General features: G+C 70.5%; 23 protein-coding genes. 14 read left to right on the forward strand and 9 right to left on the reverse strand.

What is annotated here, in order from left to right; all coding sequences use genetic code 11:
• The first annotated feature begins 15 nt into the window (after positions 1-15).
• From AQJ27_RS38530 to AQJ27_RS38545, 4 genes are all read left to right on the forward strand, one after another.
• The gene (locus AQJ27_RS38530; protein WP_067379485.1) at positions 16-567 is read left to right on the forward strand and encodes an HdeD family acid-resistance protein; all 552 of its coding nucleotides are present in this window, start codon (positions 16-18) and stop codon (positions 565-567) included.
• An 87-nt stretch (positions 568-654) separates the two neighbouring features.
• Positions 655-1,638, forward strand: coding sequence for a 3-hydroxyacyl-CoA dehydrogenase NAD-binding domain-containing protein (locus AQJ27_RS38535; RefSeq protein WP_067379488.1), 984 nt, complete (start codon positions 655-657; stop codon positions 1,636-1,638).
• 461 nt (positions 1,639-2,099) lie between these two features.
• Entirely contained in the window at positions 2,100-2,504 is a 405-nt protein-coding gene (locus AQJ27_RS53065; protein ID WP_159064502.1) for an STAS domain-containing protein, read from the forward strand.
• 82 nt (positions 2,505-2,586) lie between these two features.
• A complete protein-coding gene (locus AQJ27_RS38545) occupies positions 2,587-2,847 on the forward strand; it encodes a DUF308 domain-containing protein (protein WP_268814599.1) in 261 nt (86 codons plus the stop codon).
• Here AQJ27_RS38545 and AQJ27_RS38550 read toward each other — a convergent pair.
• Positions 2,763-3,635: an AraC family transcriptional regulator gene (locus AQJ27_RS38550; protein WP_235613745.1), complete on the reverse strand. Its 873-nt coding sequence runs from the start codon at positions 3,633-3,635 to the stop codon at positions 2,763-2,765. The genes AQJ27_RS38545 and AQJ27_RS38550 overlap by 85 nt on opposite strands.
• 54 nt (positions 3,636-3,689) lie before the next feature.
• Between AQJ27_RS38550 and AQJ27_RS38555 the strand changes: the two genes are divergently transcribed.
• Positions 3,690-4,874 (forward strand): MFS transporter, encoded by a 1,185-nt coding sequence (locus tag AQJ27_RS38555; protein WP_067379494.1) that lies wholly within the window; start codon positions 3,690-3,692, stop codon positions 4,872-4,874.
• A gap of 198 nt (positions 4,875-5,072) precedes the next feature.
• On the opposite strand, the gene AQJ27_RS38560 is transcribed toward AQJ27_RS38555, so the two are convergent.
• Positions 5,073-6,524, reverse strand: a complete 1,452-nt coding sequence (locus tag AQJ27_RS38560; RefSeq protein WP_067379498.1) for a PucR family transcriptional regulator — start codon at positions 6,522-6,524, stop codon at positions 5,073-5,075.
• A 104-nt stretch (positions 6,525-6,628) separates the two neighbouring features.
• On the opposite strand from AQJ27_RS38560, the gene AQJ27_RS38565 reads away from it, so the two are divergent.
• The 4 genes from AQJ27_RS38565 (at position 6,629) to AQJ27_RS38580 (ending at position 11,249) form a co-directional block, all read left to right on the forward strand.
• Positions 6,629-8,164: a purine-cytosine permease family protein gene (locus AQJ27_RS38565; protein ID WP_067379501.1), complete on the forward strand. Its 1,536-nt coding sequence runs from the start codon at positions 6,629-6,631 to the stop codon at positions 8,162-8,164.
• 73 nt (positions 8,165-8,237) lie between these two features.
• Positions 8,238-8,639 (forward strand): YybH family protein, encoded by a 402-nt coding sequence (locus AQJ27_RS38570; protein WP_054228477.1) that lies wholly within the window; start codon positions 8,238-8,240, stop codon positions 8,637-8,639.
• A gap of 16 nt (positions 8,640-8,655) precedes the next feature.
• Entirely contained in the window at positions 8,656-10,095 is a 1,440-nt protein-coding gene (locus AQJ27_RS38575) for a gamma-aminobutyraldehyde dehydrogenase (RefSeq protein ID WP_067379504.1), read from the forward strand.
• A gap of 296 nt (positions 10,096-10,391) precedes the next feature.
• A complete protein-coding gene (locus tag AQJ27_RS38580; protein WP_067379507.1) occupies positions 10,392-11,249 on the forward strand; it encodes an SCO2400 family protein in 858 nt (285 codons plus the stop codon).
• A 75-nt stretch (positions 11,250-11,324) separates the two neighbouring features.
• On the opposite strand, the gene dhaK is transcribed toward AQJ27_RS38580, so the two are convergent.
• The 7 genes from dhaK to AQJ27_RS38615 form a co-directional block, all read right to left on the reverse strand.
• Positions 11,325-12,320 (reverse strand): dihydroxyacetone kinase subunit DhaK, encoded by a 996-nt coding sequence (dhaK, locus tag AQJ27_RS38585; protein WP_067379510.1) that lies wholly within the window; start codon positions 12,318-12,320, stop codon positions 11,325-11,327.
• 71 nt (positions 12,321-12,391) lie between these two features.
• A complete protein-coding gene (gene dhaL / locus AQJ27_RS38590; protein WP_067379514.1) occupies positions 12,392-13,054 on the reverse strand; it encodes a dihydroxyacetone kinase subunit DhaL in 663 nt (220 codons plus the stop codon).
• 22 nt (positions 13,055-13,076) lie between these two features.
• Positions 13,077-13,940 (reverse strand): HAD-IA family hydrolase, encoded by an 864-nt coding sequence (locus AQJ27_RS38595; RefSeq protein WP_067379517.1) that lies wholly within the window; start codon positions 13,938-13,940, stop codon positions 13,077-13,079.
• A gap of 4 nt (positions 13,941-13,944) precedes the next feature.
• Positions 13,945-14,805: a class II fructose-bisphosphate aldolase gene (locus AQJ27_RS38600; RefSeq protein WP_067379520.1), complete on the reverse strand. Its 861-nt coding sequence runs from the start codon at positions 14,803-14,805 to the stop codon at positions 13,945-13,947.
• A 508-nt stretch (positions 14,806-15,313) separates the two neighbouring features.
• Complete coding sequence (locus AQJ27_RS38605) at positions 15,314-15,637, reverse strand: hypothetical protein (RefSeq protein ID WP_067379523.1); 324 nt, start codon at positions 15,635-15,637, stop codon at positions 15,314-15,316.
• Between the two features lie 53 nt (positions 15,638-15,690).
• A complete protein-coding gene (locus tag AQJ27_RS38610) occupies positions 15,691-16,380 on the reverse strand; it encodes a DJ-1/PfpI family protein (RefSeq protein ID WP_067379525.1) in 690 nt (229 codons plus the stop codon).
• A gap of 299 nt (positions 16,381-16,679) precedes the next feature.
• Positions 16,680-17,693, reverse strand: a complete 1,014-nt coding sequence (locus AQJ27_RS38615) for a CE1 family esterase (RefSeq protein ID WP_067379528.1) — start codon at positions 17,691-17,693, stop codon at positions 16,680-16,682.
• A 246-nt stretch (positions 17,694-17,939) separates the two neighbouring features.
• On the opposite strand from AQJ27_RS38615, the gene AQJ27_RS38620 reads away from it, so the two are divergent.
• The 5 genes from AQJ27_RS38620 to AQJ27_RS38640 all read left to right on the forward strand — a co-directional run bounded on the left by AQJ27_RS38620 (position 17,940) and on the right by AQJ27_RS38640 (position 24,579).
• Complete coding sequence (locus AQJ27_RS38620) at positions 17,940-18,791, forward strand: helix-turn-helix transcriptional regulator (protein ID WP_067379671.1); 852 nt, start codon at positions 17,940-17,942, stop codon at positions 18,789-18,791.
• A 213-nt stretch (positions 18,792-19,004) separates the two neighbouring features.
• Positions 19,005-20,108, forward strand: a complete 1,104-nt coding sequence (locus AQJ27_RS38625) for a LacI family DNA-binding transcriptional regulator (protein WP_079065558.1) — start codon at positions 19,005-19,007, stop codon at positions 20,106-20,108.
• 50 nt (positions 20,109-20,158) lie between these two features.
• Positions 20,159-21,769 (forward strand): FAD-dependent oxidoreductase, encoded by a 1,611-nt coding sequence (locus AQJ27_RS38630; RefSeq protein WP_067379531.1) that lies wholly within the window; start codon positions 20,159-20,161, stop codon positions 21,767-21,769.
• Positions 21,770-21,826: 57 nt separating this feature from the next.
• Positions 21,827-23,956, forward strand: a complete 2,130-nt coding sequence (locus AQJ27_RS38635; protein ID WP_067379534.1) for a hydantoinase/oxoprolinase family protein — start codon at positions 21,827-21,829, stop codon at positions 23,954-23,956.
• Entirely contained in the window at positions 23,953-24,579 is a 627-nt protein-coding gene (locus AQJ27_RS38640; protein ID WP_067379537.1) for a hypothetical protein, read from the forward strand. Before AQJ27_RS38635 ends, AQJ27_RS38640 begins: the two co-directional genes overlap by 4 nt.

Raw genomic sequence — 24,579 nt, forward strand, 5'->3', positions numbered from 1 at the left:
CCCTGGGAGATCACGATGCTCAACTCGCCCAACGCGCTGCTTTGGCGCGGCCTGCTGGCGATCGCCGTCGGAGTGGTCGCCGTGGCATGGCCCGGCATCACCATCGGCGCATTCGTCATTCTGTTCGCCGTCTACGCGTTCATCGGCGCGGCGACGGACAGCGCACGAGCCTTCAGCAGCGATCGGGTGGGCCCGGTCTTCGGCTGGCTGCTGCTCGCCCTGCTGTCGGTCGTCGCCGGTGTGGTCGCGCTGGCGTGGCCTGGCATCACGGCCCTGGCTCTGACGATCTGGATCGGCGCGTGGGCGCTGACTACGGGCGCCATGGAGATCGCCCTGGCATTCCGACGCGGGGAAAAGCCGGGCGAGCGGGCGCTGTTCGTGCTGACCGGTCTCGTGTCGGTCGCGCTGGCCTTCGTGCTCTTCGTCCGGCCGGACATCGGCGCGGTCTCGCTGGCCAGCGTCTTCGGGCTGTTCAGCATCTTCTACGGCACCGCGGGCACCGTCGCATCCTTCCAGGAGCGTCGCGTCCTCAAGGACGCCGGCGGTACACAGCCGTCCCACACCTGAGTCGGTGTCACTCCTGACGCACCATCACCCTGCATGTCCCCTTGGCCAGTTGAAGTCTTCCGGCCCGCATACCCAGGAAGAGCCATCATGAACGAAACGCACGTCGCCACCCTCGGCACTCTGGACACCCACCGGCGCGTCACCGTGGTCGGTGCCGGGGTCATCGGTTCCTCATGGACCGCCTTGTTCCTCGCCAAGGGCCTGACCGTCACCGTCACCGACCCCGTGCCGGACATGGATCGGCAGGTACACGACCAACTTCAGCGGGCCGTCCCTGCCCTGCGCGCACTCGGACTTCCCACCACCGACCTCGACCGCAACCTGCGCTTCGAAGCCGACCTCGGCAAGGCGGTCGCGGACGCGGACGTCGTGCAGGAGAACGGCCCCGAACGCCTGGACGTCAAGCAGGACCTCTTCGCCCGGATCGAGCAGGCCGCACGTCCCGACACCCTGCTGCTCAGCTCCACCTCGGGCATTCGCGCCACCGACATCGCACAAGCGCTGCGGCAGCCCGAACGACTCGTCATCGGGCACCCTTTCAATCCGCCGCACCTCATCCCGCTGGTAGAGGTCGTCCCTGGCGAGAAGACCAGCCAGGAAGTGGTCGAGCGCGCCGTCGCCTTCTACACGGCGCTCGGCAAGAAGCCGCAAGTCCTGCGCAAGGAGGTACCGGGATTCGTCGCCAACCGGCTGCAGGCAGCGCTGTTTCGTGAGGCCGTCAACCTTGTCGTACAGGGCGTGGTGACCGAGTCGGAACTCGACACCATCGTGACCTCCTCCGTCGGCCTACGCTGGGCTGTCGCCGGTCCCTTCCGCAGCTTCCACCTCGGTGGCGGCTCCGGCGGCCTGCCCCACTTCCTCGAGCACCTCGGCCCCGGCCTCGAGAGCCTCTGGCGGGATCTCGGTACCCCGGTACTCGACGAGGCAACGGTCCAACTCCTCTCAGGACAAGCCGATTTCGGCGCGAGCGTCGACGAACTGGAGGACGCACGCGACGAGGCTCAGATCAAGGTGCTGCAGGCGGTATCCGCACCGTCCACCCTCGCCATCGAGCCCGCACAAAAGCAGTGAGCTTGCGATGACCGAGCTGCTTTCCCTGCGCCAACTCCCTGACGGTTGACACCACTCCGGGCACCTGACCCGCCGATGACCCCGCGCGGGCGCGGACGATCCGTGAGCACGGCATACGCCCACTGATGATCGTCCCCGTCCGCGCGGCACACCGTGCTGGGTACGGTGGTGTTCCTCCGCACCGAGGAACCGACCCGCTGTCCGGCGCCCGGACGGCCCGAAGGGCCGACAGCACGACCAGGTTCCATGGCCGGCAATGCACGTACTCCCAGAAACCGTTCAGTCCACTCGGCGAAGGTCGCCGACAATCCCGAGCGTGGCACGGCGGTCAGTCACTCTTCAAAAGCCCCAGCCGGCTGCCTGTTCGACATGGTGCTCTCATCGTTCCGCGCCTTCCGCGTTGGCGGCTCTCCTGAGGCAACCACGGTGGTGCGCTCCCAACAAGCATGAACGGGCTTTCCATGACCGATCGTCGACCGCCCCGTACGTCGTCCGTCGCCCTTGCGGCTGCTCCGACCCTCGAACGCCTGCGACGGGATGACCCACTCCTACGTGTCATCTCGACGATCTGCCCGTCAGGACTGCGGTTCGAAGGAGAAATAGACCTTGGCTCCCGGGAGTTGCTGGCCGCAGCTCTGGATGAGGCGGTCCAGTTCGGCAGTGGCGATCTGCACGTCGACCTGACGGACATCACATTCATCGACGTCGCCGGAATCCGCATGATGACGACCGTTGCGAAGAGGCTCAGCCGCGACGGCCGCCGTCTGCTGCTGCACGCCACGCCGCCCGGCGTACACAGAGTGATCCGCCTCATGGGCTGGGAGACGACTCCCGGCCTGATGCACTGCATCGGCGTCACGCTGTAGTGCCCCCGTCATTTCGCCGGGGTACAGGCGGCGTCCTCGCCTCCGACACACCCTCGCCGGTCGTGAGCAGGCCAAGTGGGCAGTGACGACCGGTGTCATGGAGTTCGTCCTGGCATTCCAGCGCGGCGAGAAGGCGGGCGAGCGGGCCTTGTTCCTGCTGACCGGGCTGGTGTCGATCGCGCTTGCGTTCGTGCTGTTCGTCCGTCCGGACATCGGCGCGGTCTCACTCGCCACCGTCTTCGGGCTGTTCAGCATCGTCTATGGCGTCTCGGCGGTCTTCGCCTCGTTCGAGGAGCGGCGCCGCCGTACCGACCCGAGCCGGTCCGACCCGGTCAGCGCCTGAACGGCAGTCGCGGGCGAGGCGTCGGTGGTACAGGAACCGGTCTGCCGACGGGGCTGATGTGTTCCTGGAGTGTGTCCGAAGGTGCGGCGGAAGACATCGATGAACGCACTGGCCGACGACCAACCACACATGTGTGCCACGGTGGTCACCGGGATGTTCTCGGCAAGCAGGACCAAGGCATGGTACAGGCGCAGTTGGGTGCGCCACTGCGGGAAGGTCATGCCGAGATCGGCTTTGAAGTGGCGGGAGAGGGTGCGGTCGCTCGCGCCGACCTGCCTGCCCAGTGCGGCCAGGGTGCGGTCGTCGGCCGGATTCGTGCGCAGGATCTCGCACACTGCCCTCAGCAGCGGGGCGGTCGGGGTGGGCAGGTGCAGGGGCTGCTGAGGGGAGGCGCGCAACTGGTCGAGCAACACGGCTCGTAGCCGCCCCCGTTCGGGGCTGTCGTCGTGCGGAATGTGCGTGTAGGCGACGATCAGTTCCCGCAGGAGGGGCCCGACGGCCAGCACGGTCGGCTCGTCCAGGCCGAGCGGGTTGTCACTCGCGGGCAGACCAACCAGGTGCAGTTCGAGTTCGCCGTGGGCCTGGTGGGCATGCACAGTGCCGGCCGGTACCCAGATGGCGCGAGTGCCCGGCGCGATCCACGAACCGGCGCTGGTCGTCACGGCCAGCACTCCGCGGCCCGCATAGACGATCTGGTGGTCGTCATGGCGGTGGGCGTCGATGGCGGCTCCGGACGCCAGCCACTGGGCGCGGGTCGGCGCTACGGGGTCGTGGCGGATTTCTGTCATTGACTGGCAGATTACTGGAAGCGCGCCAAGGTGTGCGGCGATGACCATGGCGATGTGCCAAGGAATAGATTGATCATCATGCTGTCGGTCGGCCATGCCTGTGTGGACGTATACCAGGGCGCGGTCGCCTCGCTGGTCCCGTTCTTCGTCGCCGAGCGCGCCTACAGCTACGCCGCGGTGTCGGGCATCGTGCTCGCCGCGTCCTTGCTGTCCTCGGTGGCCCAACCGCTGTTCGGCGTGCTCACCGACCGGTGGGCGATGCCCTGGCTGTTGCCGGTGAGTACGATCCTCGGCGGCCTGGGGATAGCCCTGAGCGGCCTGAGTGGTTCCTACGCCGTGACGCTGGTGTTCGTGGCCGTGTCCGGTGTCGGGGTGGCCGCCTACCACCCCGAGTCGGCCCGCGTCGCGCGGCTCGTCAGCGAGGGCAGCCACAGCGCGATGGGCTGGTTCTCTCTCGGTGGCAGTCTCGGCTTCGCCGCCGCGCCGCTCATGGTCACCGCCGTCGTCACCTCGGGCGGGCTGCACCTGTCGCCCCTGCTCGTGCTGCCGGCCCTCGCCGGAAGCGTGCTGTGCCTGCCCGTCCTGCGCACGCTGGAGAAGACGGGCCACGGCGGCTCCAGCACCGCGGTTGCGACGGGCGCCGACGACACGGTCTCATTCATGAAGCTGTCGCTCGCCGTGGTCTGCCGGTCCGTCGTCTTCGTCGGCCTGAGCACCTTCATCTCGCTCTACGCCCGCCAGCGTCTGGGAGGCGGTGCGGCAGTGGGCACTACAGCGCTGTTCGTGCTCTATCTCGGCGGCGCGGTCGGCTCCGTGCTGGGCGGCAGCCTGGCCAACCGCTGGGACCGGGTCGCCGTCGCCCGCTGGTCGTACCTCGTCACGGTCGCCGCCGTCGCGGGGATCGTGTTCATACCCGGCCCCGCGATCTACGTGTTCGTGGCGCTGACCTCCGCCGGCCTGTACGTTCCCTTCTCCCTGCAGGTCACCCTCGGCCAGGACTACCTGCCCACGCGCGTCGGCACCGCCGGCGGGATCACCCTCGGGCTGACCGTCAGCATCGGCGGCCTGGCCAGCCCTCTCATCGGCAGCGTCGCGGACGCGACCTCCCTGCGTACCGCCCTGACACCACTCATCGTGATGCCCGCTCTGAGCTGGCTGTTGTTCCGCACCCTGCCCGAACCGACCGCGCCGAAGCCCATGGCGACGGCGCGGGCGAACGTGGTCACCGTCGAGGGCTGAAGGTCGCCCGGAGAGTGACGGTGCGGCCAGGGAGACGGACAGCTGGGCCTGTGCGGGGTGCGGATACCGCCGTGCGCGGCGGGTCCCTGGGCCGGTGACGGCAGCGACCCGCTCGTGCCGCCCGCCGACGGTGCCCCTCGTTCGTTCGCCGGGAGAGCCAAGCGGAACCGCCTCTCTCCCGGCCCGCCATTGACCCGCTCAGTCGGTGAGGCCCAGCGCCCCCGCTGCCTGGATCGCCAGCCAGACCTCGGCCAGGGCTCCCGTCGACGTCAGGTCACGATCGGCGAGGGCGCCGAAGCGGCGCAGCCGGTAGGCGAGGGTGTTGGGGTGGATGTGGAGCGCCGCCGCGGCCGTCTCGGTACGGCGGTCGCGCTCCATCCAGGTGCGGGCGGAGACCAGCAGCTGCGAGTCATGGGCCTCGTCGTAGCGCAGGACCTCGCCGAGCACGTGCTCGACCAGCGCGGTCAGGACAGCGGGGTCGTCGGGCAGCCACCGGCCCGTCGAGTCGTCGCCGTAGCGGACGACGGGGCGGCCCGACTCCACGGCCTTGGAGACCGCCCAGAGCGCCTCGCGCTGGGCGACCTTCAGTGCGGCGCCCGGCAGGAAGGGGCGACTGATCCCGGCCGCGACGGCCGGGAGCTCACCGACGGCCGCTGCCAGCTCCGGTGCCCCCAGGACGTAGCGGTCCTCGCCTCGGGTGAGCAGCAGATGGGGTCGGTCCTCCAGACAGCGCAGCAGCGCCTCGTCGGTGGTGTGGCGCACAACGAGGAGCACGGTGTCGCCCTCGATCGCGTGCCGGGCGAGCCGGCGGCGCGCGGCCTCCGGGTCGAGCACCTCCTGCAGCAGTTCGGCCAGCGTCTCCGCGCCCTCGCGGCGCAGCGTCTCGCGCTCGTTGCGTACCATCGCCAGCCGCAGTGCCGCCACGGTGGCGATGTGCTGGACGACGGCGAGTCCCGCGGGCTGGGCGCCCTGACGCTCGTACGCGACGAGAAAGCCCGCCGGGCCCCCGGGCGCGGGCACCGGGAGCACGAATCCGCCGGGGATCGTCGGTGGAGCGTCGACGGAGGCGGGCAGGACAGCGGGATCCGGTACGGGAACGCCGGGCAGGAGGGGGCGGCCCTGCGGTGTGCAGAGGTAGACGTCGTAGCCCGACAGGCCTTCGAGACGGCGCAGAAGTGTCGGCGTGTCGAGGTTCTCGGCGACCAGCCAGCGCAGCGCGCCGAAGACCTGGAGCTGCGCGCCCAGCCGGTGCCGGGCGTCCTCCTGGGACGCCGCCGCGATCTCCTGGGCGACGGCGATGAACGGGACGGCGAGCGGCACTTCGAGGACCGGGAAGCCCCGCTCCTCCGCCGCCTGGAAGAACGCGTCGTGCAGCGGGGGCATGTGCAGCTGCGCGGAGAGCGCGAGAGCGGACACCCCGGCGTCGTCCAGCCGCTCCAGATAGGCGCGCTGTCCGGCCGCGGTACGGGGGACCGCCAGGCCCGCCGTCATGATCACCTCGGCGCCCAGGAGCCAGGGCGTCGGATCGGCGAGCTCGCTGGCGTGCGCCCAGGACACGGACCGGTTCAGACCGCCGCTGCCGGCCTTCACGGAGAGCTGGAGTGCCGGGAAGGAGAGCAGGTCCCCGACGGTGAGTTTGTTGCTAGCCACACAAAACAGCGTACGTCTCTGTGATGGACACAATTGTCCCTGATCAGCCATGGGCCACACACTGTGAAACCGTCCCCCCTGTATGAACGGAAGGTGGAGCGCCCGTGACGAGCTCGATCACCGAAATCGAGACCTATGGTGTCGAGCGGATCCCGGACGAGGACCGCACGGCCCGCCCGATCGATCTGTTCCGGCTCGCCTTCGGGGGTGCCAACACCTTCGCGACCTGTGTGCTGGGCGCCTTCCCGATCCTCTTCGGGCTCTCCTTCTGGCAGGGGCTCGCGGCGACCGTCCTCGGTCTCGTGGCGGGTGCGCTGCTGCTGGCCCCGATGGCACTGTTCGGCCCTGCCAACGGCACGAACAACGCCGTCTCCTCCTCCGCGCACCTGGGCGTGCACGGCCGGGTCGTCGGCTCGTTCCTGTCCCTGCTCACCGCCGTCGCGTTCTTCTCGATCTCGGTGTGGTCCTCGGGGGACGCGCTCGTCGGCGGCGCGCACCGACTCGTCCACGTCCCCGAGTCGGACGTCACCTACGGCATCGCGTACGCGATCTTCGCCGGGCTCGTGCTCGTCGTCTGTGTCTACGGCTTCCGGTTCATGCTGCTGGTCAACAAGATCGCGGTGCTGGCGGCATCGGCCCTCTTCGTGCTCGGCGCATTCGCCTTCGCGGGCGACTTCGACCCCGGTTACGCGGGAACCTTCGCCTCCACCGCCGACCCGTTGTTCTGGCCGTCGTTCATCGGTGCCGCGCTGATCGTGCTCTCCAACCCGGTCTCCTTCGGCGCGTTCCTCGGTGACTGGTCCCGCTACATCCCGGCCGGGACTCCGCGCCGCCGGGTGATGGGGGCCGCGTTCCTCGCCCAGGTCGCCACCCTGCTGCCGTTCCTCTTCGGCCTGGCCACCGCGTCGATCATCGCGTCGAAGGCCGCGAAGTACGTCGACCCGGCCGCCCCGAACTACGTGGGCGGACTGCTCGCGATCTCGCCCGGCTGGTACTTCCTGCCGCTCTGCCTGATCGCCCTGATCGGCGGCCTCTCGACCGGCACGACGTCCCTGTACGGCACAGGGCTCGACTTCTCCAGCGTCTTCACGCGCTTCAGCCGCGTCCAGGCCACCTTCTTCATCGGCGCCCTGTCCATCGCGTTCATCTTCGCCGGCCGCTTCGCGCTCAACCTCGCGCAGTCCATCTCCACCTTCGCCACGCTGATCATCACCTGCACGGCACCGTGGATGATCGTCATGACGCTCGGCTATGTCACCCGGCGCGGCTGGTACGACGCGGACGCGCTGCAGGTCTTCAACCGGCGCCAGCGTGGGGGCCGCTACTGGTTCACGCACGGCTGGAACTGGCGCGGCATGTCCACCTGGCTCGTCTCCGCCGTGGTGGCGCTCCTCTTCACCAACCTGCCCGGCCAGTTCGTCGGCCCGCTGGGCGATCTCGCGGGCGGCACGGACATCTCGCTGCCGGTCGGCCTCGCCCTCGCGGTCGTGCTCTACCTCGCCCTGCTCACTCTGTTCCCCGAGCCGCGCGCCGTGTACGGACCGGCCGGACCCCGCTTCGTCCGGGCGTCGGACGCCCCGGTGCCGCCGATCACCGGCGATACCGAGGAGATCGTCCCCGAACCCGCCGTGACCCACTGAGGCCTCACTCCCCCGTAACCGAACGCCCGCCGTTCCGGCCCCGCCGCCGGACGCCCGTGACCAGGAGCCGTGCATGAGCACCACCACCGTCCAGGAAGTCCGGACCGCCGCGGACGCGCTCGTCGCCGCCTTCGCCGAGGGCCGCCTCGACGACTACTTCGGCGCCTTCGCCCCGGACGCGACCTTCATCTTCCACACCACCCCGCAGCGGCTCGGCTCCACGGCCGAGTACCGCGCGCTCTGGCAGCAGTGGGTGGAACAGGACGGCTTCCGCATCCTCGGCTGCACCTCGTCGGCACAGCTGATCCAGCACTTCGGCGACACCGCCGTCTTCAGTCACGACGTCGAGACCCGGGTCGCCACCAACGCCGGCGAGGAAACGGTCCACGAGCGGGAGACCATCGTCTTCACCCGCGCCGACGACGGCGGCTGGGTCGCCGTCCACGAGCACCTGTCCGCCCGTACCGCCGCCTGACCAGGAGAGACGTTCCATGAGCACCACCTTCCGCAACTACATCGACGGTGCGTTCGCGGACGCCTCGGACGGCCGCACGCTCGATGTCGTGGACCCCACCACCGGTGACGTCTACGCGACCTCCCCACTCTCGGGGGCGGCGGACGTCGACGCGGCGATGGCGGCCGCGGCCGCGGCGTTCCCCGTCTGGCGCGACACCACGCCGTCCGTGCGCCAGCGCACGCTGTTGAAGATCGCCGACGCGATGGAGGCACGGGCCGACGAACTGGTCGCCGCGGAGAGCCGGGACACCGGCAAGCCGCTCCACCTCACCCGCAGCGAGGAACTCGCCCCCGCCATCGACCAGGTCCGCTTCTTCGCGGGCGCGGCCCGCATGCTGGAGGGCCGCTCGGCCGGCGAGTACATGGAGGGAATGACCTCCATCATCCGCCGCGAGCCGGTCGGTGTGTGCGCGCAGGTGGCGCCGTGGAACTACCCCCTGCTGATGGCGGTGTGGAAGTTCGCCCCCGCGCTCGCGGCGGGCAACGCGGTGGTCCTCAAGCCCTCGGACACCACCCCGGCCTCCACGGTGCTGATCGCCGAGATCATCGGCGGTGTCCTGGAGGAGCTGGCGCTGCCCCGCGGAATCTTCAACGTGATCTGCGGCGACCGTGAGACCGGCCGCCTGATGGTGGAGCACCCGACCCCCGCGATGGCCTCGATCACCGGTTCGGTACGCGCCGGCATCCAGGTCGCCCAGAGCGCGGCCAAGGACGTCAAGCGGGTCCACCTGGAGCTCGGCGGCAAGGCCCCGGCTGTGATCTTCGAGGACGCCGACCTGGCGAAGGCGGTCGAGGACCTGGTGGTCGGCGGCTTCTTCAACGCCGGTCAGGACTGCACGGCCGCGACCCGCGTCCTGGTCCACGAGTCGGTCCACGACAAGTTCGTCGCCGCCCTCGCCAAGGCCGCGGCCGACACCAGGACCGGGCTGCCGGACGACGAGGACGTGCTGTACGGACCGCTCAACAACGCGAACCAGCTCGCCCAGGTCAGCGGCTTCGTCGAGCGCCTCCCCGAGCACGCCACGATCGAGGCGGGCGGCCACCGGGTCGGCGAGAAGGGGTACTTCTACGCCCCGACCGTGGTCTCCGGCCTCAAGCAGGACGACGAGATCATCCAGAACGAGGTCTTCGGCCCGGTCATGACCGTCCAGTCGTTCACGGACGAGGCCCAGGCCGTGCGGTACGCCAACGGTGTCGACTACGCACTGGCCTCCTCGGTGTGGACCAAGGACCACGCGCGGGCGATGCGGATGTCGAAGAACCTCGACTTCGGCTGTGTGTGGATCAACACCCACATGGCCCTCGTCGCCGAGATGCCGCACGGCGGCTTCAAGAAGTCCGGCTACGGCAAGGACCTCTCCGCGTACGGCTTCGAGGACTACACCCGGATCAAGCACGTCATGACGTCGCTCTGACATCCAGCTGACATCCAGGAACGCGTCGGCCGCCCCGGGCCTGCCCCGGGGCGGCCGACGCGTTCCCACCACCCGCCGCAACACCCGCCCCGTCCCCCGACACCGGATCGGGCGACTGCGCAAGCCGGGCCTCGTGCCGTCCTCGTGGGCCGGGCCCGGGGAATCCGCACAACAGCGCCACACGGACTGCACACAGGCTTTCGAAAGCCTCGTTAGCGTTGCTGGCTGTTCGATCCCACGTGCGAACGCGACCAGGCCCGGCGGGGCGATGGCATGTCAACTCAGGAAGACCGCAAATGGACTACTGCTCCTCGTGTCGGCGGCATCTCAACGGCGCCCTGGTATGTCCCGGATGCGGCGCCTACGCTCCGGACATCGCACCGGTCACCGCCGACCGTCGCATCGTCCCGACCTGGGTCGGCATGGAGCCGACCGGCACGGCGGTGAGCGCATCGGTGCCGTGGGAGTACACGGCCTCGGAGACGTGGCACGACGGCCGTCTTGACGACGAGGCAGCGGCCGGGGGCGGCCTGGAGGAGGCCCCGCAGACCGACCCGTACGGCGACTTCGATGGCGCGACGCCCGCACCGCAGGGCCGGGCGGCACGGCGTCGCCAGCTGGCCCGCTGGAAGAAGAACCAGCGCCGGGCCGTGGTCGCGACTGCCGTCGCACTCGTCGGAGGCGGCCTGACCGTCACCTCGATGGACCGGAACTCCGCCGACCGAGCACAGGCGGCGACAGCACCGGACGTCGCGACCATGGGCACTGCCGACGAGCAGGCGACTGAGCAGCCCCGCCCGTCGTCGACACAACCTGAAACTCACGTGTCGTCGCACACTCCCCCCGCGCAGTCGACCACGACCGCCCTTGCGCGCCGGCAGTCCGCCACTGCCCCGCCCCACGTCACGCCGACGAGTGCTCAGCCGTTCGACGCTGCCTCTCCTCATCCGACGGCGGCGTCGGCGACCCCGCAGCCTCTGGCCGCCTCCCCCTCCACCGTCGGAACGGTGCCCGACCACACCAGTACGGCGGCGCCGGAGACGTCCCCGCCTGCCGGCGCCCACGGCACGACCTCGGGAACACCGCAGGCGAGCCCCCCGCCGACAACGACTTCACCGTCACAGATCTGCCTGCTCCTGGTGTGCCTCGGCTGACCGCGCCGAACATCTTGACCTGCTGAAACGGGAGGTCGGCCGCTGGTCCTCCGGGCGAGGAGTGTCGTCGTTCCCTCAGAACACGCGGATGGGGATCTCGGCGGGAGCGGCGAGCAGATCGGAGATCTCGTCGTCCAGCCGGACCAGTGTGACGGAGACGCCGGCCATGTCGAGCGAGGTGCAGTACTCACCCACATAGCTGCGCCCGATCTCGATGCCACGCTCGGTGAGCTGCTTGTGGGCCCGTCCGTACACCAGGTAGAGCTCGCCGATCGGTGTGCCGCCGAGGCCGTTGACCATCAGTGCGACGCGGTCGCCGGAGACGTACGGCAGGTCGTCCACGACCGCGCTGACGAGCTCGCCCACCATCGCGTCCGCCGACCGGAGCTTCTCCCGCTCGCGGCCCGGCTCGCCGTGGATGCCCACGCCCATCTCGACCGCGTCCTCGGGCAGGTCGAACAGCGGCGAGCCCTTCGCCGGAGGCGTGCAGGCGGTGAGCGCCATGCCCATGGAGCGGGTGACGGAGTTGACCTTCTCTCCGATCCGGTGGACCTCGTCGAGGTCAGCACCCCGCTCGGCGGCCGCGCCGACGGCCTTCATCACGAAGAAGTTGCCGGCCACCCCGCGCCGGCCGACGGTGTACGTCGAGTCCTGTACGGCCACGTCGTCATCGATGAAGAGCGTACGTACGGTCACCCCGTCGGCCTGGGACAGCTCCTCGGCCATCTCGAAGGCCATCCGGTCCCCCGTGTAGTTGTTGACCAGCAGCAGAACGCCCTTCGGCGAGGCGACCAGCTTGACCGTCTCGTAGACGTAGTCGGCCGGCGGCGCGGCGAACACATCGCCGGGACAGGCAGCGTCGAGCATCCCCTTGCCGACGGTCATCACGTGCGCCGGCTCGTGACCGGACCCGGAGCCCTGCACGATGGAGACCTTGTTCTCCTGCGGGGCGTCGGCGCGCATGATCAGGTTGTACTCGGGGACGTACTTCAGCGTGTCGGGGTTGGCCAGGGCCAGCCCCTCCAGCATCTCCGCAACGTAGTCCTTCGGGTCGTTGACGAACTTCTTCATGCCGTCACTCCTTCGTGGTGCCGGTCCCGGATGCCGGAAGACGGTCCGGGAGCCAGGTCCGTCGCCCGCCGTCAGTCGCTGTCGCGTGCGTCCCATGCGGCGGCGACGCGCTCCGCCATGACCGCGACCGCCACCGCGCCCGGGTCCGGCGAGCCGATACTGCGCTCACCGGTATAGCTCTGGCGGCCGCGTCGCGCCTGCATGGAGGTCGTCGCGTCCGCTGCGGTCCGGGCCGTCGCGGCGGCCAGCCGGGCGAGTTCCGCCGCGTCGGCCCCCGGTCCGCCCTCGGCCAGCCGCTGTTCCAGGGCGTCGGTCATCGGTATGAGCGCGTCCAGCAGCGTCTTGTCGCCGAGGTCGGACTTGCCCCGCGCCTTGATCCCCTCGGCCGCGGCCCGCAGCATGGCCACCGCGTCGGCGGCATCCAGCTCCGGCCTGTCCTTCACCGCCCCGGACGCCCGGAGAAAGGCCGTGCCCCACAGCGGCCCCGACGTGCCGCCGACTCGCTTGGAGATCACCAGAGCGACCTTCTTCAGGAACTCGGCCGGCGAGTCCGCTGCGAGGTCGTCCCAGTCGGCGAGCACGATCTCGAAGCCGCGAGCGAGGGAGTACCCGAAGTCCCCGTCGCCCGCGACGGCGTCGAGGTCGCCGAATGCCTTTTCGTTGTCGACCGCCGTCCGGGCCATGGTCCGGACGACGAAGGCGAGGTCGCCGACGGGTGTCGATGGCGATGACATGACTCTCCTGACTGCCGCGACGTCAGTGCGAACGAGGATCCGGGCCGGGCGGCGCGGAGCCGGGCGGCCCTGCCGCGGGCGGACCCGACGCGGTGGAGCCTGTGTCACCGCCGGCGGTGAGCAGGGCGGCCAGGTCCGCGAGCTCCACCCATTCCCCGGGGCGGGCGCCGAGCGGATCGCTCAGCACCCGGGTGACGGTCTCCTCCGGCGGCGGATCGCCGAGCGAGGTGACCACGAGGGAGGCCCCGGTGAAGTCCTCCTCCTGGGTGTAGGCGCTGGTCGTGACGGCGCAGGTCAGCCCGGCGCCGAGCGCGGACAGCATCCCGTTGCGGCTGTCCTCGATCACCACGACGCGCGCCGGATCGAGGCCGAGCCGGTGCACGGCGAAGTCATAGATGTCCGGGGCGGGCTTCTTCCGCTGGACCACGTCCCCGGCGAACACGCCGAAGTGAGCGGCCAGTTCGGGGCCCATGGCGAGTTCGAGCACGGCGCGGACGGAGGCTTCCGCGGAGGTGGAGGCGACCGCGAGCGTCCATCCGCCCTCGTGCGCCTGAGCGGCGACCCGCCGTACGCCCGGCCTGGGCGGAATGCCTCCGCTGCGGATGATCCCGGTGTAGATCTCGGTCTTGCGCCGGTGCCAGGCGGCGACCTGCTCGTCGAGGGCGGCCTGGTCGGTGGGCAGACCGGCGGCGGCGACGAAGTCGGGGGTCAGCAGTGTCCGCATCCGCTCCTTGCCGCCGCCGACCTTCACCTTCTCTGCGTACTCCTGGTCGCTCCACCGCACGGGCAGACCGAATTCCTCGAACGTCGCGTTGAATGCGGGCAGGTGTCCGTCGCGTTCGGTGTCGGCGAGGACGCCGTCGCAGTCGAAGATGAGCGCGGGCATGTTCTCAGCCCGCCCGCCCGGCGCTGCCGAAGAGCCTCATGAGGGAACCGGCCAACTCGACGACATCCTGGCGGACGGCCCGGAAGAGCGACGGCGGATCCCACTTCTGCCGCTCCGCCGCCGTTTCGAGGAAGGCCAGATTCGACTTCATGAACGTCTCCTTGAGGGCGGTCGAGATGTTGACCTTCGCGCACCCCCGGGAGATCAGGTCGCGGAACTGCTCGTCGGACAGTCCGCTGCCGCCGTGCAGCGCGATCGGTACCGGATAGGCCGCCACGAGGTCGGACACGCGCTGGGCATCGAGCACCGGCGCCTGCTTGTACGACCCGTGGGCGTTCCCGATCGCCGGTGCGAAGACGTCGACCTGCGTGGTCCGCAGGAACTCCAGCGCGACCGCCAGGTCCTGCTGCTCGGCGGCGATGTCGCTGCCGATGCCGTCCTCCACACCAGTGATCGATTCGATCTCGCCCTCGACCGCGGCCCCGTACGCACGAGCCTCCGCTACGACCTCGACGGTCTGCCGCATGTTCTCCTCGACCGGCAGCTTGGAGGCGTCGAAGAGCACCGAGTTCCATCCCCGCCGCAGACACTCGGTGATGACCTCGCGTTCCGGACAGTGATCCAGGTGCAGGGCGACGGGCACCTCGATGCCCGCGGTCATCGCGGTCCACATGGCGTAGAGCACGTCGCTGCCGATGGACTTGACCGTCTTCACGGAGGTCTGCACGATCAGCGGCGACGCGTTCTCCACCGCGGCCGCCAGCACGGCCTCCAGCGTGAGGTCGTTGAACACGTTGATGGCCGGTACGGCGTAGCGCTCGTTGAAAGGTCCGGAGAGGATCTCGGTCAGCGGTGTCACACCCACGGCGCCTCCACGTTTCCGCCCCCGCCCCCTCCATTCCACGCCAGCGGATCACACCCTGCCACTTGTAGCCTGGACTCGGGCGGCCCCGACGGCCTGTCGGGCCACGAGTGTGACGGGGCCTGGATCATCGTCGCTCCGGGCGCCCGCGACGTGCACCCGGTCTCTCCGTCCGCAAGAAAAAGAGCACCTGCCCAGGTGACGGTCGCAAAAGTGGTGGTAATGATCGTCCTGCCAGGCCCTCGTCCTCGCTCACCTGGCGCCAGAGGCCGCGAGTGGATCGCGGGGAAGCTCGGCGCCTGTCCGCGCGCCCTCCGACGCGTACCACCGCCGACATCGCCGCAGGCTGGACGAGGGGACTCGCCCGTCTCCGTCGCCCTCGCCCGGTCCGTACCGGCACTCCGGCCGGTGCGCGGGTCCCCTCAGTGCACCGTGACGTGGCGGTGCCGCGGTTGGTGGGCGCCTTGGCGGCCGTCAGGACTGGGTCGACGGCGACCGTGACGGTCGGGGCTTAGTGGCCTGCGGCCTCTTCCCGAACGGTGCGACGACGGCCGGTGACCTTGGACGCAGGCAGACGTCCAGCCTTGGATGTGCCGGTGAGCGTGTCGCCGTCGACCGCAAGGGCGAAGGCCAGGTTCAGGCGCATGGGCTTGGTGATGGCCTGCTTCCAGGTGAGCCGGTCGCCGACGAGGGCGACATCGTCGAGCGGGACTTGCTCTCCCGCCCCGTGGGCGGCCCCGGTCAGGACACCGTCCTGCCGACGGAGCTCGACCACGGAGTTGATCTTGCCGATGGGGGTGGAGATGGACAGGTCCCAGGTGCCTTCGATGGGCATGCCGTTGTTCTTCCTCACGATGCGGTGCGGGTGGGACGTATACGGGTGGCCGGTCAGAGGGCGGCGGGCGCAGGACCCCGGTGGCGCCAGACCGTGCCGCGGCGCTCGTGGGCGAACAACTCCTCCACTGCGTGAGCGATTCGAGGGCCCACCTCGCGCTCCAGCAGATACAGGCCCAGATCGAGTCCGGAAGTGACACCGGCGCCGGTGACGAGGTCGCCGTCGTCGACGACGCGGGCGTGGACCGCGTGGGCGCCGGTGGCGTCGAGCATGTCCAGGCCCAGGTGATGGGTGGTGGCGTAGCGGCCCTCCAGCAGGCCGGCCATGGCCAGAACGAGCGATCCGCCGCACACCGCGGCGGTCGTCACCTCCGGATTCTCCATCGCCGCCTTCATGAGCGTGGGCAACTCGGTGGTCAGGGTGCGGCCCAGCAGCACGGGGATGAATTCGTCCTGCCGCCACTCCCCGGCCCCGATCTCCTGGTCTGGGACCTCGCCGGGCTCTCCGACACGGCCCGAGGCACCAGGAATCAGGATCAGGCCCGCACGCCCGGGGTCGAGTGCGGCAGCGGCGCGCAGTGCCAGGCCACCGGTGCCGCTGACCACCTCACGTACCCCCTCGGCGGAGACCAGTTCCACCGTCACCGCGCCGTTGGAGGCGGTGCCGCCGGCGTACAGCACCTCGTAGGGGGCGATGACATCCAGCGGATCGAAACCGTCGAACAACACGATCTGTGCGTGCATGGAAGGTCCTTCAGGTGTGGCGGAGCCCGTCTTCGCGCCGGACGCTCCCGACGCTAACCGGCTGCCGAACGGTCTCCCAGTGGCATTAATGACACTGCCCGACGGAATGTCGCCACTGACCCACAGATGGGCTCTGAGCTGGGAGAACCCGGGCGATCGATACGTCGACAACGGCCAGTTCCTCGCCTCCGCCGGAAGCGGCGTGTCAGGGTCCGGGTGCGGCATCCTGGCCCAACGCACCGGCTCGCCGCCCGATCCTGGTAGGCCCAGTCTCAGCAAGGAGGCCCGCGCCGAGGTTCCTACCGTGGGCGTCGAGGGGCGTCCGCCTCCATGGCCTCGCTGAAGAAGTCCCAGATGGCGGCCGGGGCATCGAGGGTGCGGTCGGTCCTGCCCATGAGCCGGGGGAAGCGGTAGTCGGGGTTGGGGATCGTGTGACCGCCGCCGGAGACCGTGAACGCCACAACGGGGGCCTTGCCGGGCTGGCTGTAGCGGGTCTCGATCACCGACGGGCCCTCCGCGCCGCCGGACCCGTCCAGGGGCAACCCGGCCGGTGGCCTGCTGATCGGGGGCCGGGTGATGCCGTTGACCTCGGCGAACGCACGGGCTGTGATCTCGGCGGACAGCACAGTGCCGCGTTTCTGGAAGCCGAAGATGCTTGCCTCGCCGCCGTCGTACGGCATGATCGGGTCGCGTGTGCCGGAGATGAGCAGGACGGGCAGCGGGCGCTTCGGCTCCGTGACGGCCCACTGGTCCGGTGTGGGCAGGCCCGCCCCGATCACCGCGATGGCGGCGATCCTGTCCGGTGTCCGGGCGGCGAGACGGAAGGCCATCTGCCCGCCGTTCGAGAAGCCGGTGACGAACACCCGGGCGGGATCGATGCCGTGCCGTCGGCGGAACCGCTCGACGAGCGCGGCGATCAGGCCCTCGTCGTCGACGTCCTCCTTGCGGGCAGGGGTGACCGCGGAGGTTCGGCCGTCGTTCCAGCCGCGCTTGTAGCCGTCCGGATAGACCACCGCGAACTTGTGCCGCTCGGCCAACTTGTCGAAGCCGTACCCGGTGGCCGTACGAATGGTCCTCCCGTCCTGCTGTGAGCCGTGCAGGACGAACAGCAGCGGCGAGCCGGGCGGCAGATCCGCGGGCACGAAGGCCTGGTACGCACGCGTCCGGTCGCCCACGGTGATCGTGTCCACCGTCACCGGGGCGCTCAGCCGTGGCTCGGCGGGTTTCGGGCTGTGCAGGAGGTATCCGTACGCGGCGGCGCACACCAGCGCCACCACCCCGATCGCGGCCAGTGCCGTCACCGGCGCGCTCACCGGCGTACCCCGCGGTCCATCGCACAAGAGCCGCCGGTCACCATGTGCTCGGCCAACACACCGCCCACATGGTCATTCGCGCCCGTCATGAACACCCGCATGGCCTTGTCCTCACTTCGTTTCACGTGCTTCCCCGTGCTTCCACATCGTTGTGCCTGTGCTTTCACCCTGCGGTGGTGGCCCGAGCGGTATCCAGGGACCGAGAGTCCGTGGCTGGCCGGGGCGCCCCGCCGTACCGTGGTGACCATGGACAAGCACGCTCTCGCGGCGTTCCTGCGCGGCAAACGGGAGCGCGTACGCCCCGAGGACGTCGGCCTGCCGCACGGGCCCAGGCGTCGCACCCCCGGGCTGCGCCGCGAAGAGGTCGCCCAGCTCGCGCACATCTCCGTGGACCACTACAGCCGCCTGGAACAGGCCCGAGGACGCCATCCCTCGCACGCCGTCCTGACCGGCATCGCCCGCGCACTGCGCCTGTCCGACCAGGAACGCACCCACCTCTTCCGCCTCGCCGGAGAGGCGGCACCCGAGCCTGTCCAAGGGCCCTCCCGCGACGTGGACCCCGGCACACTGAATCTGCTGGAGCGCCTCACCGACGCCGGCGCCCTCGTGCTCGACAACACCTGCCGGATCCTGGCCTGGAATCCCCTGGCGGCAGCCCTCTTCGAGGACTTCTCCGCCCTGACCGGCCCGGACCGCAACGTCATCCGCCGCTACTTCCTGCACCCCGACCCCGAGCACCGCGGCTACGGCATGACCCAGCCCCACCGGTTCGTGACCGCCGCCGTCAGCTATCTGCGCGTCGCCACTGCCCGCTACCCGGACAACGTCGAACTGCGCACCCTCATCGACGAACTGCTCGGCGGCAGCGAGGACTTCGCCCGTCTGTGGAACTCCCACGAGCTGCGCATCGAACACCACCACCAGCAGCAGATCCAGCACTCCCAAGTCGGGACGATCGACCTGGACTTCGACGTCCTGACCGTGCCGGGCCAGGACCAGCAGATGATCATCTTCACCGCTGAACCCGACTCCCGCGCCTACCGGACGCTGCAACTGCTCAAAGTCATCGGCACCCAGCGCATGGACATCGCCACCTGACCCAGGTTCCGTCCGTCCGATCCTGCTGTCTCGCCCGCTCCGCGCGACGCTTGCTCACACATCCGCGTACTCACCCATGGCATGAAGTCCTGTCAGAACTCTTGACCGACGACGGCAAGGCGCCCACAGTACTCATTCATACGCATCACTGATACGCATTACTGATACGCATAAACGACGTGCGCGGCGGTCGTGCCAGGCCAGGTGAGGAGCATGGTGGAGCAGCCCAAGAAGCGGTCCCGGCGCGGTCGTACCCCTGCGGCGGCGGGTCGCACGTCCCGACCGCGGCAGGCGGAAGTCGCCCGACTGGCCGGGGTCTCCCAGGCCACGGTGTCGCTCGTGCTGTCGGACAAGACGCAGGGCTCGGCGATCTCGGACGAGACCCGGCAGCGGGTGCTCGACGCGGCCCGCAGCCTGGGCTACGTACCGGACCCCGCCGCGCAACGGCTGGCGGCGGCCCGCAACAACCTGCTCGGCGTGTTCAGCTTCACGGCCACCTTCCCCACCGATGTGCAGCACTCGTACTACCCCTTCCTCGTCGGCGTGGAGCAGGAGGCCGCCGCGCGCGGCTATGACCTGGTGCTCTTCACGGGGTCGAGTTCCGGAGGCGCGGGGGCGTCGAGGCCCGACGCGCTGAGCAGGGTGCGACTCGCCGACGGCTGCCTCTTCCTCGGCCGGCATGCTCCGGTCGCGGAGTTGAAGCGGATGGTCGCCGACGGTTTCCCGGTCGTGCACCTCGGGCGCCGCGACGAACTCGAAGGGCTGCCGTGGGTGGGCGCCGACTACGTCAGCGCGAGCGGCGAAGTCGTCGGCCATCTGGCGGCGCTGGGGCACCGGCGCATCGTGCTGGTCCGCGAGGACGACGACGCTCCGGCGTCCACGGACCGTCAACAGGGCTTCCTGGAAGGGCTGGAGGCGGCCAGGCTTCCGGGCGGACCCGAGGCCGTCTTCCGCTCCGCCGACCCCGAGGGCGACCTCACCCCCGAGCGGCTGCGCCACTGGCTGGCCGAGGGTGTCACCGCGTTCGTCGCGGAGGAGACCGACACCGGGGCCGCCTGGCACGCCCTGTGCCGGGCCGTCGACGCGGCCGGTCTCACCTGCCCCGACGACCTGTCGCTCGCCCTGCTCGGCAGTCCGCCCGGCGACCTCGTCGCCAGTCCGCAGGCCACCGGATTCGACATCCCCCGGCCCGAGTTGGGCGCGGCCGCGGTCCGGCTCCTCGCCGCCCGCGTCGCCGGCGAGGAGGCCGACGAACCCCTGGTCGCCTGTGTCTTCCGGCCCGGTACCACCACGGGGAGGCCGCCGGAGCAGCGCTGACCGCCGTGAACCGCACCCTCCGTGGACGTCAACCACCCGCAAGGAGAAGCGTGATACCGGAAGCCGACATCCTCATCGTGGGCGGTGGCCTCGGCGGAGTGGCCGCCGCGCTGGCCGCCTGCCGGGCCGGACGCAGGGTCGTGCTCACCGAGGAGACCGACTGGATCGGCGGACAACTCACCTCGCAGGCCGTACCGCCCGACGAGCACCCGTGGGTCGAGCAGTTCGGGACGACGGCCTCGTATCGCCGACTGCGCGAGGGCATCAGACAGTTCTACCGGCAGTGGTACCCGATGCGTTCGGAGGCGCTCACGCTCACGGACCTCAACCCGGGCGCCGGACGGGTCAGCAAGCTCTGCCACGAGCCACGGGTGGCGCTGGCCGTGCTGGAGGCCATGCTCGCGCCCCACCGGGCGGCCGGACGCCTGACCGTCCTCACCGACCACCGGCCCGTCGCGGCCGAGTCCGACAACGATGTCGTACGGTCCGTGACTCTGGAGCACCGCCCCGACGGCCGCCGCGTCTCCGTACCGGCCCGCTATGTCATCGACGCCACCGAGACGGGCGAACTCCTGTACTTGGCAGGCGTCGAGCACGTATGCGGCGCCGAGGCACGGTCCGAGTACGACGAGCCGCACGCCCCGGAGCGGGCCGAGCCGCTCAACCAGCAGGGCATCACCGTGTGCTTCGCGCTCTCCCACCACGAGGGTGAGGACCACACCGTCGACCGCCCGGCGGACTACGGCTTCTGGCGCGCGTACCGTCCGGACTTCTGGCCCGGCCCGCTCCTCGGTTTCCAGGCGCCCGACCCTCGCACCCTGGAACCCGTCCCGCGTACCTTCGTCCCCAACCCCGACCTCGACCCGCTCGGTGTGAGCGCCGACCAGAGCGCCGACGCGGGCGACAAGGAGCTGTGGGGCTTCCGCCGCATCCTGGCACGCAAGCTGCACCGCCCCGGCGCCTTCGACTCCGACATCACACTCGTCAACTGGCCGCTCAACGACTACTGGTTGAAGCCGCTCGTCGGAGCGGGAGCACAGACCGGAGCCCAAGCCGTCGCCGAGGCACGTCAGTTGTCCCTGTCGGTCCTGTACTGGCTGCAGACCGAAGCACCCCGGCCGGACGGCGGCACCGGCTTCCCCGGCCTCCGGCCGCGCCCCGATGTGACCGGTACGGCGGACGGCCTGGCGAAGGCGCCGTACGTCCGTGAGTCGCGCCGTATCAAGGCGGTCACCACCGTCACCGAGCGCGATGTGGCGATCGACCTGGTGGGCCCGTCCGGGGGCACGAAGTACCGCGACTCCGTGGGCATCGGCAGCTACCGCATCGACCTGCACCCCTCCACCGGAGGCGACACCTACGTCGACATCGGCTCGGTGCCCTTCGAGATCCCGCTCGGGGCGCTCGTGCCACGGCGGGTCCGCAATCTGCTGCCCGCGGGCAAGAACATCGGCACGACCCACATCACCAACGGTTGTTACCGGCTCCACCCGGTGGAGTGGAACATCGGCGAGGTCGCCGGCGCGCTCGCCGCCCACTGCCTGGCCGGGGACGTCGAACCGCACCAGGTACAGGCCGAGGACAAGCGGTTCGAGGAGTTCGCGCGGCTCCTCGACCGCGCCGGAGTGCAGCGCCACTGGCCCGACGTACGCGGCTACTGACCGCGTCGAGGCGACTGCCCGCGCACGACCGACACAGCACAAGGAGGTGCTCCAGACATGACTGCCTACCGCATCCGCGTCGGCATCGACGTGGGCGGAACCTTTACCGACGCCGTGGCCGTGGACGCCACGACCCTGCGACTGCTGGGACAGGTCAAGGTCCCCACCAGCCACCATCACGAGGACGGAGTCGCGCACGGCATCGTCAAGGCGCTGGACCTGCTGCTGCGCCAGGTCGACCGGGCCCCCGGCGACATCGCGTTCCTGGCGCACGGCACGACCCAGGCCACCAACGCACTGCTGGAGGGTGATGTCGCCACCGTCGGCCTGATCGGCATCGGCACCGGGCCCGGTGCCGTCCTCACCCGTCGCCTCGCCGCACTCGGCAGGCTCGAACTCGCTCCCGGCAAGCGGCTTCCGCTCGCCTACGCCCACGTCGCAGACCCTGACGCCCCGGCGGCCGTACGCACCGCGGTCGACGAGCTGACGGCCGCGGGAGCCCAAGTCCTCGTCGCCACCGAGCCGTTCGCCGTCGACCGGCCCGAGGGCGAGCGGGCCGTACTCGAGGCCGCCCGGTCCGCCGGCCTCCCGATGACGGCGGCACACGAGATCACCTCGCTGTACGGACTGCACAAGCGGACCCGCACCGCGGTCGTCAACGCGGCCATCCTGCCGCGCATGCTCGCCACCGCCGACCTCGTCGACGCGTCCATCACCAAGGCCGGGGTCATCGCACCGCTCATGGTCATGCGCTGCGACGGCGGGGTCATGGCACTGGACGAGATGCGACGGCGCCCCCTGCTGACCGTCCTGTCCGGCCCGGCGGCCGGAGTCGCCGGTGCCCTCATGCAGGAACGGATCAGCGAGGGAGTCTTCCTCGAAACCGGCGGCACCTCCACCGACATCAGCGTCGTACGGCGCGGCAAGGTCGCCGTCCGCCACGCCACGATGCTCGGTAAGACCTCGTACCTCAACGCGCTCGACGTGCGCACGGTCGGAGTCGGCGGCGGCTCGATGGTCCGCGTCGCTCAGGGCCGCGTCACGGATGTCGGTCCACGCAGTGCCCACATCGCGGGACTGCCCTACGCCTGCTTCGCCGACCTGGACGACCTGCGTGACGCGACCCTCGCCACGACGCGCCCGATGCCGGACGACCCGGACGACTACGTGGTCCTGGACGCGGCGGGCGGACGGTTCGCGATCACCATGACATGCGCCGCCAACGCCCTCGGCCGGGTCCCTGAGGGGGACTTCGCGCGCTGCGACCAGGAGGTGGCGAAGGCCGCGCTCGCGCCTCTCGCCGCCGTCCTGGGCGTGGACGTGCCGACCGCGGCCGCCCGCATCCTCGACGCGGGCGTCGCCCGCGTGCGGGAGGTCGTGGACGCGCTCGTCCGCGACTACCGCCTCGACCCCGACACGGCGGTCCTCGTCGGCGGTGGCGGCGGGGCGGCCTCCGTCACCCCGCACCTGGCGGCGCTCACCGGCATGACGGGCAGGATCGCCCGGCACAGCGAGGTCATCAGCCCCATCGGTGTGGCCCTCGCGCTGGTGCGGGAGCAGATCGCGCGGATCATCCCCGGCGCCACCCAGGAGCAGATCCTCGCCGTACGGGCCGAGGCCGAGCGGGCCGTCGTCGCCCAGGGCGCGGCGGCCGACGGCGTCGAGGTCGAGGTGACCGTCGACCCGCAGACCAGTACCGTGCGCGCCACCGCCACCGGCGCCACGGAACTGCGTACCCAGGACCGCTCGCACAGCGCCGACGACGCCGAACGCCTCACCGCGGCCGCCGCCAGCCTCAAGACCGATCCCGCCGAGGTCCGGGTCCTCGCCAAGACATCCGCCCACACGGTCTACGGCATCGAGGTACGCCGTTGGCTGCGGGCTCCCCGGCGCCCCATACGCGTCGTCGACGCCGACGGTGTCGTACGCCTGCACGCCTTCGACGCGAGTGTGACCGCAACCACCGTGGGTGCTGCCCCCGAGCTCCTCGCCCACCTCGTGCGCGAGGGGACGTCGTACGGCGACGGCGGCGTCCGCGCCCCCGCGCTGCGGCTCCTTCTGGGTTCCCGCATCGCCGACCTCTCCGGCGTCCTCGACCCGCAGCCACTGCTCGCCCTGGCCCGCAGCGAGATGCGGGACCGCGCCGTCGACGAACCTGTGGTCGCCGTCGTGGAGGTGCGGTCATGAGCGGCCCCGCCGCGCCCCGCCTCGCGCGTGATCCCCTGCTCGCCGCCGCTGCCGTGTCCGCCGTAGATCCGGCGACGGACGATCTGAGTCTCGCCGTACGGCTGCTGGCCACGACGCCCACCCACGAGGAGCGCGCCCCCGCCCAGCTGCGCCAATGGGCTCTGGCCGCCGACACGTTCGGCGCCGCACTCGACCCCGGCCTGCCGTGCCGCGCCCGGATCGTGGAGCGCGGCGACGGGCTCGACCAGCTGCTGCTCGCCCGCTACACCTCGCGTCCCGCCACCGTCGAGCTCTACACCGACACCATCGACCGGGCCGAGACGCTGATCGACGAACTCGGCTGGCGCTCCTGGTATCCCGTCGGGTCCGTGCGCGCCGCGGCCCTCGCCCACGAGACCGCACACGCACTGCTCCACCGCAAGGCAATGCGGACCGCGCTCAAGGAGGCGCTCGGGCACACCGCCCTGCGGCTGGGCCGATTCCGGGTCCTCGGCCATGTGGCCGGTGCCGAGGAGATCGCCGCCCACGCCTACGCCCGTACCGTCTGCGGACTCGGCCGCAGCCCCCTCCTGCTCACCGCCGCGCTCACCGCCGCGGTGGACACACCCGGAAGACAGAGGTGA

Origin of the sequence: Streptomyces olivochromogenes (assembly GCF_001514115.1) — a bacterium.
Taxonomy (GTDB): Bacteria; Actinomycetota; Actinomycetes; order Streptomycetales; family Streptomycetaceae; genus Streptomyces; species Streptomyces olivochromogenes.